9 protein-coding genes, 1 rRNA gene and 1 riboswitch are annotated in these 16520 nt (G+C 45.3%); of the genes, 4 read left to right on the top strand and 6 right to left on the bottom strand.

All coding sequences use genetic code 11. The features are described from left to right. The first annotated feature begins 189 nt into the window (after window positions 1-189). Window positions 190-306: ribosomal RNA gene (gene rrf, locus AK965_RS13545) — 5S ribosomal RNA — on the top strand. 446 nt (window positions 307-752) lie between these two features. Here rrf and AK965_RS13550 read toward each other — a convergent pair. Then, window positions 753-2039, bottom strand: coding sequence for a sodium:proton antiporter (locus tag AK965_RS13550; protein WP_099080103.1), 1287 nt, complete (start codon window positions 2037-2039; stop codon window positions 753-755). A 192-nt stretch (window positions 2040-2231) separates the two neighbouring features. Between AK965_RS13550 and metH the strand changes: the two genes are divergently transcribed. Further along, window positions 2232-5912: a methionine synthase gene (gene metH / locus AK965_RS13555; protein ID WP_099080104.1), complete on the top strand. Its 3681-nt coding sequence runs from the start codon at window positions 2232-2234 to the stop codon at window positions 5910-5912. Window positions 5913-6001: 89 nt separating this feature from the next. Here metH and lysC read toward each other — a convergent pair whose 3' ends face one another. Further along, window positions 6002-7354 carry a lysine-sensitive aspartokinase 3 gene (lysC, locus tag AK965_RS13560; protein WP_099080105.1) on the bottom strand — a complete coding sequence of 451 codons (1353 nt, stop codon included), beginning with the start codon at window positions 7352-7354 and terminating at the stop codon, window positions 6002-6004. Window positions 7355-7476: 122 nt separating this feature from the next. Beyond that, window positions 7477-7655, bottom strand: a riboswitch (Lysine riboswitch). Window positions 7656-7877: 222 nt separating this feature from the next. Here lysC and AK965_RS13570 point away from each other — a divergent pair. Beyond that, the gene (locus tag AK965_RS13570; RefSeq protein ID WP_099080106.1) at window positions 7878-8999 is read left to right on the top strand and encodes an alanine--glyoxylate aminotransferase family protein; all 1122 of its coding nucleotides are present in this window, start codon (window positions 7878-7880) and stop codon (window positions 8997-8999) included. 54 nt (window positions 9000-9053) lie between these two features. On the opposite strand, the gene AK965_RS13575 is transcribed toward AK965_RS13570, so the two are convergent. The 4 genes from AK965_RS13575 to AK965_RS13590 all read right to left on the bottom strand — a co-directional run bounded on the left by AK965_RS13575 (window position 9054) and on the right by AK965_RS13590 (window position 15506). Next, complete coding sequence (locus tag AK965_RS13575) at window positions 9054-10838, bottom strand: PglL family O-oligosaccharyltransferase (protein WP_099080107.1); 1785 nt, start codon at window positions 10836-10838, stop codon at window positions 9054-9056. Between the two features lie 69 nt (window positions 10839-10907). Further along, window positions 10908-13730 carry an excinuclease ABC subunit UvrA gene (gene uvrA / locus AK965_RS13580; RefSeq protein ID WP_099080186.1) on the bottom strand — a complete coding sequence of 941 codons (2823 nt, stop codon included), beginning with the start codon at window positions 13728-13730 and terminating at the stop codon, window positions 10908-10910. Between the two features lie 134 nt (window positions 13731-13864). Further along, a complete protein-coding gene (galU, locus tag AK965_RS13585) occupies window positions 13865-14737 on the bottom strand; it encodes a UTP--glucose-1-phosphate uridylyltransferase GalU (protein ID WP_099080108.1) in 873 nt (290 codons plus the stop codon). Window positions 14738-14861: 124 nt separating this feature from the next. Continuing rightward, window positions 14862-15506 carry a LuxR C-terminal-related transcriptional regulator gene (locus AK965_RS13590; protein ID WP_099080109.1) on the bottom strand — a complete coding sequence of 215 codons (645 nt, stop codon included), beginning with the start codon at window positions 15504-15506 and terminating at the stop codon, window positions 14862-14864. A 277-nt stretch (window positions 15507-15783) separates the two neighbouring features. Between AK965_RS13590 and AK965_RS13595 the strand changes: the two genes are divergently transcribed. Further along, on the top strand, window positions 15784-16314 hold the full coding sequence (locus tag AK965_RS13595) for a single-stranded DNA-binding protein (RefSeq protein ID WP_099080110.1): 531 nt from the start codon (window positions 15784-15786) through the stop codon (window positions 16312-16314). Window positions 16315-16520 lie beyond the last annotated feature (206 nt).

Below are 16520 nucleotides of genomic sequence, written 5' to 3' on the forward strand. Positions count from 1 at the left end.
AGCGTTGTGAGGCGTTGAGCTAACTGATACTAATTGCCCGTGAGGCTTAACCATACAACACCCAAGGGGTTTTGATGGACTCAATACAAGAACGATTGAATGTGTAAGAGCGTTTACAAAGATTAGAAACAGCTTTCCGAATTTATTGGTTGTCACTTTTTAATAAAAGTGAAACCGAAACAGAATTTGCTTGGCGACCATAGCATTTTGGACCCACCTGATTTCCATGCCGAACTCAGAAGTGAAACGAAATAGCGCCGATGGTAGTGTGGGGCTTCCCCATGTGAGAGTAGGACATCGCCAGGCTTTTAATTTAGAAAAGCCCACTCGAAAGAGTGGGCTTTTTGCGTGATTAAAGCAAATAAATATTATTTCAATTCTGTTCTAGAATAGTAATAAATTAAGCTCATTCACGCTTATATTCTGTCTTTCTAATTCCCTCTTCTCGCATCTCACCAGTATGCTAAATCTTGTTCTTCATCACGACGAACGTCTATTTTTCGACACTTATTGACGTTTAAGGTACGTTTATCTCAAGCCAAACTCATTACAGTTCAAATCAGTGTCTGAACATTCTTACTTAAGGCTTTTAACTTTGTAATTAGAGTAACGACAAAAGCCATCCCCAACCAATCGATTTTTCAGTGTAATTCCCTGATCCAGACTGCTCATTTATCCCAATTAAAATTTTTCTATTTGGACAATATAAAAAAGGCAGCCACTTGGCTGCCTGATAATTTAGAATGCGGAATCTACGCTTCTTGAGATGCTTTTTCGGCTTGCTTCGCTTTTTCTATCATTGGTGTAATTGTCGAGCCTTGAATTAAGATTGAAAAAACGACGACAGAGTAAGTCATGACTAAGATGATTTCTTTTACGTCGATGAGTTTATCTGGAATGACCCAAATACCCGATGGAATAGATAAAGCCATAGCAAGCGCTAGGCCACCACGTAATCCCCCCCAAGTTAAGATCTTCACTGACCAAGGGTTATATGTTCTAAAGCGTTTAAAGCCGACATAGGAAATAGCGACGCTCAAGTAACGTGCAGTTAGAACAAGTGGTACTGATACAGCCATCATGATCCAGTCTTCTTTGTGGAATTCAAATAGAAGCATTGACATACCAATGAGCAAAAATAGCACACCGTTTAGGAATTCATCTACCAATTCCCAGAAGTGATCAAGGTGATCCTCACTCTCTTTAGAGAAGCCAATAAAGCGTGTCCAATTCCCGATCATGATACCTGAAACCACCATAGCCAGTGGGCCGGAAACATGTAGATATTCGGCTAAGGCATAGCCTGCCGTCGGAACACCTATGGTGAGTAGTAATTCCATTGAGTGGTCGTTTGTTGCACTGATTAAATAGTGAAAAATTACCCCTAGAACTAAGCCGTAAACAATACCCCCAATTGCTTCTTGAACAAATAGTAATGCTACGCTGCTTACGCTCGGTGCTTCTATTCCAAATGCGATGGTAAATATGGTCACGAAGAGCACTAGACCGAAACCGTCGTTGAATAAGGACTCACCTTCAATTTGGGTCGAAATACGCTTCGGTGCATTAAGTTTTTTGACGATCGCTAAGACTGCAATTGGGTCGGTTGGAGAAATAAGCGCGCCAAAAAGTAAGCAGTAGACGAGCTTGAATTGAATACCGATCAGTAGGCAGAAACCGTAGAGAACAAAACCGATGAAGAAAGTTGAGAAGAGAGTTGCGCCTAGAGCAAGTACTGTAATTTCCCATTTTTGGTCTTTGAGGTTAGGCAGTTTGACGCCTAAGCCACCCGCAAATAATAGAAATCCTAGGATCCCCTTAAGTAGAAAATCTTCAAAGTCGATGCTAGTGATGGTTCGTGTTGCGATATCTGTAAGCTGAAACCAATCATTTTGACCCGCGATGAGAATGAAGAGCGAAAGTATCATTGAGCCTGCGGTAATGGCTATGGTGGTTTGCATTTTTCCTATCTTGCTGTTTATAAAGGCAATTAGAATTGCTGCGGCAGATAGGAAACATAAAGTATGATAGACCGACATAGAGCCCTCTATTTGTAACTTTTTATGAATGGAAATTCTCGGCCTATGTTGGCTAAATAGCAAACATTTTTTCGTGATTTCTTTGTAACTTGAAATGGACGCTAAATAATCACTAATTCTACTTTTAGACGTCTAGACTCCTTTTGTTTGTGTGATAGGATGAGAAGATAATTAAAGGAATGAGGCTGTACTGTGGGAAGTAATGTAAGAGAGCAGATAGAAGCTCAATTGAAACAACGTATTTTGCTGATTGATGGTGGTATGGGTACCATGATTCAGGGTTACAAACTTGAAGAGCAAGACTATCGAGGTTTGCGTTTTGCAGATTGGCATTGTGACCTAAAAGGTAATAACGACTTGTTAGTGCTTACTCAGCCTCAATTGATTAAGGATATTCATAGCGCATACCTCGAAGCGGGTGCTGACATTCTCGAAACAAATACTTTTAATGCAACCTCTATTGCAATGGCTGACTACGAGATGGAAAGCCTGAGTGAGGAGATTAACTTCGCCGCGGCTAAGCTTGCTCGTGAGGTCGCCGATGAATGGACAACAAAGACGCCTAGTCGTCCCCGTTATGTTGCCGGTGTTCTTGGTCCGACAAACCGTACTTGTTCGATCTCTCCGGATGTAAACGATCCGGGCTACCGTAATGTTTCTTTCGATGAACTCGTTGAAGCTTACTCCGGATCAACTCGTGCGCTGATTAAAGGTGGTTCTGATCTTATTCTGATTGAAACTATCTTTGATACACTCAATGCGAAAGCGTGTGCCTTTGCGGTAGACAGTGTCTTTGAAGAACTAGGTGTTGAGTTACCAGTCATGATCTCCGGCACCATTACCGATGCGTCTGGTCGCACCCTTTCCGGTCAAACGACAGAAGCGTTCTATAACTCTCTGCGTCATGTAAACCCGCTTTCATTTGGCTTGAATTGTGCGCTTGGCCCTGATGAATTGCGCCCTTACGTAGAGGACCTTTCTCGCATTTCTGAATCTTTTATCTCAGCACACCCTAATGCTGGTCTACCAAACGCTTTTGGTGAGTATGACCTCTCGCCAGAAGATATGGCGATTCATGTTAAAGAGTGGGCGGAAAGTGGCTTCTTGAACCTGATTGGTGGCTGTTGCGGTACGACGCCAGAGCACATTCGCCATATGGCAATGGCAGTTGAAGGTGTGAAACCTCGTGATTTGCCTGAGCTTACGGTTGCGTGTCGTTTGTCCGGTCTTGAGCCTCTTACGATTGAAAATGAGACGCTGTTTATCAACGTGGGTGAACGTACTAACGTTACCGGTTCTGCTCGCTTTAAACGTCTGATCAAAGAAGAGCTCTACGATGAGGCTCTGGAAGTTGCTCGCCAGCAAGTTGAGAACGGCGCTCAGATCATCGATATCAACATGGATGAAGGTATGTTGGATGCAGAAGCCAGTATGGTTCGCTTTCTAAATCTATGTGCGTCTGAGCCAGAAATTTCCAAAGTTCCAATTATGGTCGACTCTTCCAAATGGGAAGTGATCGAAGCGGGTCTGAAGTGTATTCAGGGCAAAGGCATCGTGAACTCCATCTCTTTGAAAGAAGGGAAAGAGATGTTTGTTAAGCAAGCGAAGCTGATTCGTCGATATGGTGCTGCGGTTATCGTGATGGCATTTGATGAGGTTGGTCAGGCAGAAACGCGTGAGCGTAAGCTAGAGATCTGTACCAATGCTTATCGCATTTTGGTTGATGAAGTGGGCTTCCCGCCGGAAGATATTATCTTTGACCCGAACATTTTTGCGGTTGCGACGGGTATCGAAGAGCACAACAACTACGCAGTTGACTTCATTGAAGCGGTTGCAGATATTAAACGTGATTTACCACATGCGATGATCTCTGGTGGCGTGTCTAACGTTTCCTTCTCCTTCCGCGGTAATAACTACGTTCGAGAAGCGATTCACGCGGTGTTCCTATACCACTGTTTTAAAAATGGTATGGATATGGGTATCGTTAACGCGGGTCAGCTAGAAATCTACGATAATGTTCCAGACAAACTGCGTGAAGCGGTCGAGGATGTGGTGCTAAACCGTCGTGATGATTCAACTGAACGACTGCTCGATATTGCTGCTGAGTATGCAGATAAAGGTGTCGGAAAAGAAGATGATGCCTCTGCGCTTGAATGGCGTACCTGGACGGTAGAAAAACGTTTAGAGCATGCGCTGGTTAAAGGCATTACCGAGTTCATCGTAGAAGATACTGAAGAAGCTCGCCTTAATGCGTCCAAACCACTTGAAGTGATCGAAGGCCCTTTAATGGATGGTATGAACGTGGTTGGCGATCTATTTGGAGAAGGCAAGATGTTCCTTCCCCAAGTAGTAAAGTCGGCACGTGTTATGAAACAGGCAGTTGCTCACCTTGAGCCCTTCATTAACAAAGAAAAACTAGCCGGTTCATCCAACGGTAAGATCCTGCTTGCGACCGTTAAAGGTGATGTTCATGACATTGGTAAGAACATTGTTGGCGTGGTGCTGCAATGTAATAACTACGAGATCATCGATCTTGGCGTAATGGTACCGTGTGAAAAGATCCTGAAAGTGGCTAAAGAAGAGAATGTCGACATTATTGGCCTTTCTGGCTTGATCACGCCATCTCTGGACGAAATGGTTCATGTCGCAAAAGAGATGGAGCGTCTAGATTTTGAACTTCCACTTCTGATCGGTGGTGCGACCACATCAAAAGCGCATACTGCCGTTAAGATTGAGCAGAACTACAAACACCCAGTAGTATACGTAAATAACGCTTCTCGTGCGGTAGGTGTGTGTACATCACTGCTATCAGATGAACGCCGTCCGGCTTTTGTTGAAAAATTGGATGAAGACTACGAACGCGTACGTGACCAACATAACCGCAAGAAGCCTCGTACCAAGCCTGTCACCTTAGAAGCCGCACGTGCTAATAAAGTTGCGATTGATTGGGAGGCGTATACACCACCTGTACCAATTAAACCAGGCATCCACATTTTTGAAGATTTTGATGTCGCTACTTTGCGTAAGTATATCGACTGGACGCCTTTCTTCATGACTTGGTCGTTAGTCGGCAAGTTCCCAACAATCTTTGACCATGTAGAAGTGGGCGAAGAAGCGCTGCGTCTGTACAAAGATGCAAATGAGTTGCTTGATCGCGTTGAGCGTGAAGGGTTACTGAAAGCACGAGGTATGTGTGGTCTGTTTCCTGCGGCTAGTGTTGGCGATGATATTGAAGTTTACACAGATGAGTCACGCACCAACGTTGCTAAAGTGCTGCATAACTTACGTCAGCAGACAGAGAAACCAAAAGGCTTCAACTATTGTTTGTCTGATTATATTGCACCGAAAGAGTCTGGTAAGCATGATTGGATTGGTGCCTTTGCAGTAACGGGCGGTATTGGTGAGCGTGAACTTGCTGACGAATACAAAGCGCAAGGTGATGATTTCAATGCCATCATGATCCAAGCGGTGGCGGACCGTCTTGCAGAAGCGTTCGCAGAGTACCTACATGAGCGTGTACGTAAAGAGATTTGGGGTTACGCTGCGGATGAAGAGCTGTCGAATGAAGAACTGATTCGTGAAAAATACCAAGGCATTCGACCAGCTCCGGGTTATCCGGCATGCCCTGAGCATACTGAGAAAGGACCGCTATGGGAACTGATGAATGTTGAAGAAAACATTGGTATGTCACTGACAACAAGTTACGCGATGTACCCAGGAGCGTCCGTATCGGGTTGGTACTTCTCGCACCCTGATTCTCGTTACTTTGCGATTGCTCAGATCCAAGAGGATCAACTACAAAGCTACGCTGATCGAAAAGGTTGGGATAGGATCGAAGCAGAAAAGTGGTTAGGTCCTAACATTAACGGTTAATCGACTCAGATAGAAACAACAAGGGCTGCGATGTGTAGCTCTTGTTGTTTCTTGGTGAATTAAAGTTTTATCGTTGAGTTAAAGCGTTCTTACTGTTCAAACAGCTCTGTATGCAGTTTTTGGATCGCTTGACGTGATACTGACTCGTGGACAAGGAAGCACAGGTTATGTGGGCTTGCTCCGTAACAGATCATACGTAGGTTGAAGTCTTCTAACGTGCCAAACACTTGCTTCGCGTAGCCTTTGCTTTCACTCATATTGTTACCAATCAGAGCGACAAGACATAGGTCGTGTTCCACTTCTACTTTACATAGTTCTTCAAGTTCCTCGCGTGCCGCTTGTGGTAATTGAGGTGCACCGCCTGACGTGTCTGTTTGATCAAGGGTGAGTGATACACTGATTTCAGATGTGGTGATCAGATCGACAGATATTTTGTGTTTCGCTAGGATCTCAAATACCTTCGCTAAGAAGCCGTAGGCGTGGAACATGTTTGCGCTGCGCAGTGTCACCATGGTTTGGTTACAGCGCAGAGCAAGTGCACGGAATAAAGGTGAGCTTTCCACTTGATGACGGATCCATGTACCGCCTTTTTCTGGCTCTTTAGAAGAGCCTACGAATACTGGGATGTCGTGACGAAGTGCCGGAACCAGTGTTGAAGGGTGCAGGATTTTTGCGCCGAAGTTTGCCATCTCTGATGCTTCACTAAAGCTGATCTCTGGGATTGGCGCTGCTTTTGAGGCGATACGTGGGTCTGTGGTGTAGATGCCCGGAACGTCGGTCCAAATCTCTAGACCTGCTGCTTTCACCCCTTCTGCAATCAATGCTGCGCTGTAGTCACTGCCGCCACGACCAAGCGTTGTCGTGTTACCTTCTTCATCTGAGCCGATGAAGCCCTGAGTGATAACAACATACTCTTGGCATAGTGGAACCAACTTTTCTTGTGCGAGTTGTGAAATGGTTTCGACATTTGGTTCAGCACGACCAAAGGTAGCATCGGTTTTTAACACGTCGCGAATATCAAAACGGATGGTGTTAATACCACGCTCACGCATTAACTGCGCAAGAATGTGAGTCGACATTAATTCGCCACAAGCGACCAAATGATCGGTCAGTTTGGTGTTTGCTTGGATAGAAGTGGCCTCTGCCAAGCTTGTGACGGTATCAAGAATCGAATAAACCTCAGCTGCCGCTTCGGTTGCGTCTTCAAGTTGCGACAGAATCGATTCGTGAATGTTTGCTAGTTTCTGTAGTACTTCCGCACGATGTTCTTGGTCTTGAACACCATTTGCGAGTTCAACTAATAGATTAGTGACACCTGAGCAAGCGCTGCTGACGACAAGGCGAGTATTTGGGTTGTTTTCTATGATAGTGGAGCAACGGCTCATTGCCTCAAAGTTGGCAACACTGGTTCCACCGAATTTTGCTACGTTAAATGCGCTCACTGCGTTCTCCCACGACTTCCTGAAAAATAACAACAATTAATTGGTTGTCTAATACATCCAATGTTTGGTGAGGAAAGGAACAGAGCAAATAGAGAGGTAGTTAGAATGTAATTTGAAAATTTACCCTCAGAAGCTCTTCATCATACGGCACTGATGACAGTTGATGGGACTCAACCCAAGTCAACCGACAAGTCAAATCCTGCAACTTTGACTTACCTCGGCACTGCTCCCCCTGAGTGATTGGTATTGGAATTGCGGCTCCACAAATCACCTGCCTGGGCAGTGCTCCTCTTCTGCATAAAGCTTAAACATTGAACGGTTTTGTTGTCACATTGTCAACCAATATCTCAACCATTATGAAAGTTTTTATTAACGAATTTGTGACAGTGGTTTGACCTCTATACTTAGGGTTAATTGCCGATAGAGGAAAAATCTATTAGGGTGAAAACTTCGATACCTGAGCCAGCCTTTGAATAGAACTTTTATAACGCTCAGGATGAAAGACTGCAATCAAGGAGCTGACATGCCGATCCAAAGCTTTATCCCCCCACACCGTATTTTGATGGGACCTGGTCCCTCTGATATTTCACCTCAGGTTTTACAGGCGCTTAGCCGTCCAACCGTTGGTCACCTAGATCCCCTTTTCATTGCCATGATGGATGAGCTAAAACAGTTGCTTAAATACGCTTTCCAAACAGAAAATGAATTCACTATCGCTGTCTCAGCTCCGGGCAGTGCGGGCATGGAAACGTGTTTCGTCAACCTGATTGAAAAGGGTGACAAAGTCATCGTCTGCCGTAATGGTGTTTTCGGTGAGCGCATGCGTGAAAACGTGGTTCGTGCTGGTGGTGAGGCCGTTGTCGTCGATGATGAGTGGGGAACGCCTGTATCGGTCGATAAAGTTGAAGAAGCGTTAAAGGAGCACTCTGATGCTAAGATTCTTGCTTTTGTTCATGCAGAAACATCGACGGGCGCGGTAAGTGACGCTCAAGTCTTGGGTAAGCTTGCGAAGCAATACGGTTTGCTATCGATCGTCGATGCCGTGACTTCGCTTGGTGGTGTGCCTCTAAAAGTCGACGAGTGGCAGTTAGATGCGGTGTATTCTGGAAGCCAAAAATGCTTGTCCTGTGTTCCTGGCTTATCGCCAGTGACGCTTTCTCCTGCAGCCATAGAGAAGATTCAATCCAGAACGACACCGGTTCAAAGCTGGTTCTTGGATCAAAGCCTAGTATTAGGTTACTGGAGTGGAGAAGGCAAACGCAGCTATCACCACACAGCGCCGGTGAACAGTTTGTATGCGCTGCATGAAGCTCTACTGATCCTTAAGAATGAAGGTTTAGAAAATGCGTGGGCGCGTCACCAGTTAATGCATGAGAAGCTCAAAGCTGGTTTGCAAAAGCTAGGTTTTGAATTTGTGGTAGAAGAAGCGTATCGCCTACCGCAACTTAATGCGATTTATGTCCCCGAAGGGATTGATGAAGCAAAAGTGCGTAATCACTTACTTGAAACCTACAATCTAGAGATTGGCGCAGGTCTTGGCTCACTGGTTGGCAAAGCATGGCGCATTGGTCTGATGGGTTATGGTGCTCGACCTGAAAATGTCGCCTTGTGTTTACGAGCTTTAGAAGAGTCGTTGATCGAATAACGGATTTGGTCATAGGATAAAGAAAAGCGAAGGTTATCCCTTCGCTTTTTTTATTTATTGCTTAGCGCTTGGGGCTGGCGTTGGTGAGGCTGAAAGAGCCTGATAAGGCGGTTGATAATTCACATCACTGAAATCAATGTTAGGGAATAAGAATTGTGCTTCTGCACGAATTTGCTCAGCCTTACTTGTCTCATCCAGCCCTTGATACGCTCGTATCAGGTTGTTGTAGAACGCTGGGCGTGGTTTGTCTTTAATGATCTCTAATGACCAATCAATGTATGGCTGAATCAACGTTGGGTCTTGCTTATATAAGCCAATATTTAGGAAGGTACTGTACACATCCCAATCAAAGCGATCTTTCCATACCACGGGATTAGAGACCTGATTGAGAATGTCTGGATTGGTTGGACGCGTGGTTTCAAACTTGGTGAGTACGTAGTTTGTGTGTAGAGCACTCACCATATAGAAAGTGACCACGATAGGGAACAATAGACTACAAATGCGCAGCAAACTTTTGGTTATGCGACTAAAGCCTATTTGACGGTAACGTGAGACTCGTTGATCCACCCAATAAAGCAAAATGATAAAGATCAGCCAGTGCACAAGAGAGTGATAGAACGGGTACTCGAGTTGTGAATGCAAAACAATGGGAATGAATAGTGCTAGCAGTGCCAGACGTGTGCCTCGATTCGCCTGATAAATTCGGTGTAGCACTAAAGACATCGCCAAAAAGATGCCAAGAATAGGCAGTAAACCGCCTTCAACGCCCCAATAAAACAGTTCATTGTGTGGATGGTCCATTGAGGGGAGGCCTGGAGGGTATTGCTCATTCAATGCGTGCTGCCGAGCCGTATACAGTATGTATTCAGATTCAAACTTCCCATAACCATATCCGGTAAATGGTTTCTCAATCACCATATCTAAGGCTTGCGGGAAGGTATAAGTACGAGGCGATTCCATGTTTACTTTTTCATTTGCTAAGCCCCCTCCACTTGGAAAGGCGATATGCATAATGAAGACTGCAAGGGCGAGCCCGGTGAGTAAAGCGGCTAGCCAACGTAAAAAACGCCCTTGAGTGGCATAGCGGTACATGTATGGAATAACTAGCAAAATAGCGATGATCGAAGCCAGCCAGCCAGTGCGAGAGGCAAGTACCACAATCAGAGGGATAGTAAAAATTGGGACGGTGTAGAGTAGATAAATATCACTTAACTTACGTGAATACTTGTATGGCTGGCGAGCAAGTAGGTAGCTGGCTATCACCAGCCCGGTGGCAAGGAAACTCGCCATCACATTGGGCTGTTGAAAGATACCATAAGGACGGTTGGCCTCTGTGTTGTAACCAAATATATTCCCCGGTTTAAGGTACAAGTATTGTGTTAAACCAAAGATGCTCTCTATAACGACAGCGAGAACAATAAACCACAGTAGGCGTTGACGGTGCTTGTTACTGAAGTGGAATTGTTGCAGCACAATAAAAAATAGCATGCCGCTCCAAAGCCCTATCAGTTTGCTGGCGGCCAATATACTGTTCGCATTAGGATAGAACACTGGCAGCGTTATGATGATGCAACTAATGAACAATCCAATGGTTAATTTGGAGTAGCGTAACTCACGATTTGTAGCGAATTGATACAAGCCGATACCTAAAGCAAAACTGAATGCAATCCACGTCGTCGCATTAAATGAGAGTGCTAACCCAGAGCCCCCAGGGTTAGGCATAAAGAAATGCATCGCCAGCAAAAACAGTGCTGCCAATACCATAAGGAACTTGCGATTGAGGGGAACGAGAACTTTTTCAGGTGAAAGTTTGGTTCCACTTACATGTATAGTAGCCATAGAGATTGCATTGTTTTAAATGAAAAAAAAGACCAGCAATGGCTGGTCTTTGTACTTTACCTGTTTTTTCTATTTCAACATAGGCTTAAGGAAGCGAGCAGTGTGCGAACCTTCGATCTGAGACACATATTCCGGTGTGCCTTGAGCAATTATCTCTCCGCCACCTTGTCCACCTTCTGGCCCTAAGTCGATGATCCAGTCAGCGGTTTTAATCACATCGAGGTTGTGTTCAATGACGACAACGGTATTTCCATGGTCGCGCAAACGGTGTAGTACAGTTAGTAGCTGCTGGATATCGTGGAAGTGCAGACCGGTTGTCGGCTCATCTAAAATGTACAAGGTTTTACCTGTATCACGCTTAGACAGTTCTCGAGCCAGTTTCACACGCTGAGCTTCACCACCAGAAAGCGTGGTTGCCGCTTGACCTAGGCGAATATAAGACAAGCCCACATCCATCAGTGTTTGCAGTTTACGGGCAATCGCTGGCACAGGGTCGAAGAAAGTACGGGCATCTTCTACAGTCATCTCTAGTACTTCATCGATCGCTTTGCCTTTATAGCGAACTTCCAACGTTTCACGGTTATAACGCTTGCCCTTACATACATCACATGGCACATACACATCGGGCAGGAAGTGCATTTCTACTTTAATAACCCCATCACCTTGACAGGCTTCGCAACGACCACCACGGACGTTAAAGCTAAAACGGCCTGGCTTGTAACCACGGGAGCGTGACTCTTGCGTACCAGCAAACAGTTCACGGATTGGGGTAAAGATCCCCGTGTAAGTCGCAGGGTTTGAACGCGGTGTTCGACCAATAGGGCTTTGGTCGATATCGATAACCTTATCGAAGTGCTCTAGACCCTTGATGGATTTATATGGTGAAGGATGCGCGGTTGTTGCACCATTCAACTGGGTATGAGCAATTTTAAAGAATGTATCGTTGATTAACGTGGACTTACCTGAGCCAGATACTCCGGTAATACAGCTAAATAAGCCGACAGGAACCGAAAGGTCGACATTCTTTAGGTTGTTGCCAGTTGCGCCAACCAGCTCAACGGTTTTCTTGGGATCGCATGGCGTACGTTCTTTTGGTACTGCAATCTCTTTAGTGCCACTGAGGTATTGCCCAGTCAGTGAGTTTGGGTTAGCGATGATTTCAGCCATGGTGCCTTCCGCAACCACATTGCCACCATGAACCCCGGCACCTGGACCAATATCAATCACGTGGTCAGCACAGCGAATCGCATCTTCATCGTGCTCAACGACTAATACGGTATTCCCCAAGTCTCGTAGGTGAGTCAGGGTTTTCAATAAACGTTCATTATCTCGCTGGTGGAGGCCAATAGATGGCTCATCCAAAACATACATTACACCAACAAGACCCGCTCCGATTTGGCTTGCTAAGCGAATGCGTTGTGCTTCGCCACCCGACAGTGTTTCTGCGCTGCGTGAGAGGTTGAGATAATTCAGGCCAACATTGACAAGAAACTGTAAGCGGTCAGTGATCTCTTTCATGACCTTCTCTGCAATTTGAGCGCGTTGTCCTTCCAGTTTTAGCGTATGGAAAAACTCGAGGGAATCAGCAATGCTCAGCTCGACAATCTCTGGCAGAGTCGTATCGGCAATGAATACATTGCGGGCTTCGAGGCGTAAGCGTGTACCGCCACAGCTTGAACAAGACTTAGTTGAGATGTATTTCGCCAACTCTTCACGTACGGAGTTTGATTCCGTATCTCGGTAACGACGTTCCAGCGTATTTAAGATCCCTTCGAATGGATGACGCTTAACACGAATATCACCACGATCGTTGATGTATTTGAATTCAACGTCAGTGCGGCCTGAGCCTTTTAGAATGATTTCTTGGGTTTTCTTCGGTAGTGAGTTAAATGGCACATGAAGATCAAACCCGTAATGATCCGCTAAAGAAGACAGCATTTGGAAGTAGTAGTAGTTTTTTTGATCCCAGCCGCGGATCGCGCCTTGCGCTAAACTCAAAGAGTCATCTTGGATCACTCGACTTGGATCAAAGTACTGTTGTACCCCTAAACCATCACAAGTGCCACACGCACCAGCAGGATTGTTGAATGAAAACAAGCGAGGCTCAAGCTCTTGCATGCTGTAGCCACAAATTGGACAAGCAAAGTTGGCAGAGAAGATCACCTCTTCACCGTCACCATCCATTGGTGCAACGACAGCAATACCACCAGAAAGCTCCAGTGTGGTTTCGAATGATTCAGCTAAGCGTTGCTGCAAATCTGGGCGTACTTTAAAGCGGTCGACAACCACTTCGATGGTGTGCTTCTTGTGCAGCTCTAGCGGCGGTGGATCAGAAAGGTCGCAAGTTTCACCATCGATGCGTGCGCGAATAAAGCCCTGAGCAGCAAGATTCTCCAAGGTTTTAACGTGCTCACCTTTACGCTCTTTCACGATGGGAGCAAGTAGCATCATCTTACTGCCTTCCGGCAACGCTAACACTTTGTCTACCATCTGGCTGACAGTTTGCGCAGCAAGCGGCGAATGGTGCGTTGGACAGCGGGGCTCACCCACACGGGCATACAGTAGACGTAAGTAGTCGTAGACTTCGGTTATGGTACCTACGGTTGAGCGAGGGTTATGGGACGTCGACTTCTGTTCAATAGAAATTGCAGGAGACAAACCTTCGATGTGATCCACATCAGGCTTTTCCATAAGAGACAAAAATTGACGGGCGTAAGCCGATAATGACTCAACATAACGTCTTTGGCCTTCTGCGTACAAAGTATCGAAAGCGAGGGATGATTTGCCAGAACCACTTAATCCTGTAATCACGGTTAGTTTGTCGCGAGGGATCGTGAGGTTGATGTTTTTGAGGTTATGAGTGCGGGCACCACGAACTTCTATTTTGTCCATCATTTTTGCTCTATGTGTCACCAAGTGAAGCAAGTATTACATAGTCGGAGAAATGTGCAAAGAAGGCACTGGATAAAAAAACAGTAAAAAGCTCGGCAAGTGCCGAGCTTTTTGAGTTGTTCTATCTGGAGGCGCTATGCTTCTTTTTTGGTGGCGTGTTTACCTAGTTCTGACTTCTTTTCATCTTTCAGATAGAGGTGCTCGAAACAGTAGTTAGTTGCTTCGATGTAGCCTTCTACGCTACCACAGTCAAAACGTTGACCTTTGAATTTGTACGCCAGAACACAGCCCGCTTTGGCTTGTTTGAGCAGCGCATCCGTAATTTGGATTTCGCCGCCTTTGCCTGGTTCGGTATTTTCAATTAACTCAAAAATATCGGGTGTGAGAATATAGCGGCCAATGATCGCTAGGTTACTTGGTGCAGTACCTGGATCTGGTTTCTCAACCATGTCATCAACGCGGTAGATATCGTCTTTGATCATTTCACCAGAAATAACGCCATATTTGTGCGTTTCTTCTGCTGGTACTTCTTGTACGGCAACAATTGAGCAACGGAACTGTTTAAACAGGGTGACCATTTGCGCCAATACGCCTTCGTCTTCATTGACACATAGGTCATCAGCAAGAACAACGGCAAATGGCTCATCACCAACGAGTTCACGACCAGTCAAGATCGCATGGCCTAGGCCTTTCATTTCGCGTTGGCGAATGTAGGTAAAGTTGGCTGAGTCAATGATCTCACGAATGTCTACTAGCAGCTCTTCTTTATTGGTTCCACTGATCTGATGCTCAAGTTCGTAGTTCTTATCGAAGTGGTCCATGATTGAGTGCTTGCCACGGCCTGTTACAATACACATGCCGTTCATCCCTGCTTGAATCGCTTCTTCAACGCCGTATTCAATCAGTGGCTTGTTTACAACAGGCATCATCTCTTTTGGCATTGACTTCGTCGCTGGAAGGAAGCGCGTACCGTAGCCTGCCGCAGGAAATAGACATTTTTTAATCATTGGGGGAATATCCTTTCTTATCATTTTTAAGAATCTACGCGCTACTTTATCATGAGACACGCAGAATAATCATGAACTAAGTATGAGAAATGTGTGAAATTAGACCAACTAACAAGCTTGATTCTTACGACATTAAGTTTTGGTCTGCCCAAGCAATCGCTTGGACGCGGTTTTTGACTGACAGTTTTTTGAAAATCTGATAAAGATGCGACTTAATGGTGAACTCACTCACGAATAACTCTTCAGCCATTTGGTTATTTGAGGAGCCAGCCTGAAGGCAGCGTAGAACCTGTAACTCTCTAATGGTGAGATCCACTGTTGCAGGTGCTGTATGGGTGTTAATGACATTGCGATAGTAGTGCAACAATTGGCTCGTGACATTTCTTGGCAACCAGTTCTGCCCGTTAATGATCCCTTTGAGGCCTTCTCCGATGAGCTCGATAGCCTCATCTTGATAGAACACGCCTTTCAATTGACCGAAAGTAAGCAACTCATCCGTAGTTAAGCGCTTGGGGACATTAAACACCACCGTTTCGAAGTTTTTCCAAATCAAAGGCAGATTCTTAATCGTTCGAATAAGTGATTTATGCTCGTTGAAGTCTATCAGTAAGATTTTGTTGCGATGCTTTGGACTCGCCTCCATTAAGGCCTCTGTAGAGATCACTGGAATGTCGATATCGGTGTATCTCTCCAATGCATTAACTTTCTTCTTTGCATGCTCTTCCATACTAATCAGAAACAGTTTTCTCGCATAAGCCGATTTTTTCACGCGCCAATCTCTCCAAAGTTTACACAATGTTAATACGTTGTCATTAATGATTACTAAGAGCTATAGGGCAGGCAAAAAAATGCGTTGAGATTCAAAGGATCAGGAAACGATGTCTGCAAAGCGAATCAGAAATGCTACGTGAGGGGGGGGGCATAGAGATTCAGACGCCAGAGCTTTGCCGTTACAACTCATTCGGATTAGGCTTTAATCAATTCACCAAAGCGTGTTATTCTAATGCGCTAAAATTTTATATATCCAGAGTGAAACGGAGCACATCATGGCCAGCCGTGGAATTAACAAAGTTATCTTGGTGGGAAATTTAGGTAATGACCCAGAAATTCGTTACATGCCTAATGGCGGTGCAGTAGCAAACATTACGATTGCTACTTCAGACTCATGGCGTGATAAAGCGACTGGCGAACAGCGCGAAAAAACAGAATGGCACCGTGTTGTGCTATTTGGCAAGCTAGCTGAAGTCGCGGGCGAGTACCTTCGTAAAGGTTCGCAAGTATACATTGAAGGTCAGTTACAGACTCGTAAATGGCAAAACCAGCAAGGCCAAGATCAGTACACAACAGAGGTTGTTGTTCAAGGCTTCAATGGTGTAATGCAAATGCTTGGTGGTCGTGCTCAAGGTGGCGCTCCAGCAATGGGTGGTCAGCAACCGCAGCAAGGTGGTTGGGGACAGCCTCAGCAGCCAGCCCAGCAGCAGTACAATGCCCCTAAGCAACAGCAGCAGGCTCCGCAGCAGCCACAGCAGCAATACAACGAGCCTCCAATGGATTTTGATGACGATATTCCGTTTTAAATTTCATTGCTTCTGAATTTGAAAGGCCGCGAATACGCGGCTTTTTTATGTGTTAAGCATGACCAATACCCATTACTGTGAATCATTGCTCAACCTAGCTTAGTAAAAGGGGCGAGTTTTGACCTTGAATTCACGGGTAGATGAACATCATAGTGTTGATTCACTCGAGCTTAGATTGCGTTTTGAAACTCAATAACTTTCCGCCT

It is taken from the genome of Vibrio sp. PID17_43, assembly GCF_002608565.1.
Taxonomy (GTDB): Bacteria; Pseudomonadota; Gammaproteobacteria; order Enterobacterales; family Vibrionaceae; genus Vibrio.

Excerpts from the sequence above, each read along its gene's own strand:
- galU (WP_099080108.1), bottom strand. The coding sequence starts at position 14,737 with ATGATTAAAAAATGTCTATTTCCTGCGGCAGGCTACGGTACGCGCTTC.
- uvrA (WP_099080186.1), bottom strand. The coding sequence starts at position 13,730 with ATGGACAAAATAGAAGTTCGTGGTGCCCGCACTCATAACCTCAAAAAC.
- AK965_RS13570 (WP_099080106.1), top strand. The coding sequence starts at position 7,878 with ATGCCGATCCAAAGCTTTATCCCCCCACACCGTATTTTGATGGGACCT.
- AK965_RS13575 (WP_099080107.1), bottom strand. The coding sequence starts at position 10,838 with ATGGCTACTATACATGTAAGTGGAACCAAACTTTCACCTGAAAAAGTT.
- AK965_RS13595 (WP_099080110.1), top strand. The coding sequence starts at position 15,784 with ATGGCCAGCCGTGGAATTAACAAAGTTATCTTGGTGGGAAATTTAGGT.
- AK965_RS13550 (WP_099080103.1), bottom strand. The coding sequence starts at position 2,039 with ATGTCGGTCTATCATACTTTATGTTTCCTATCTGCCGCAGCAATTCTA.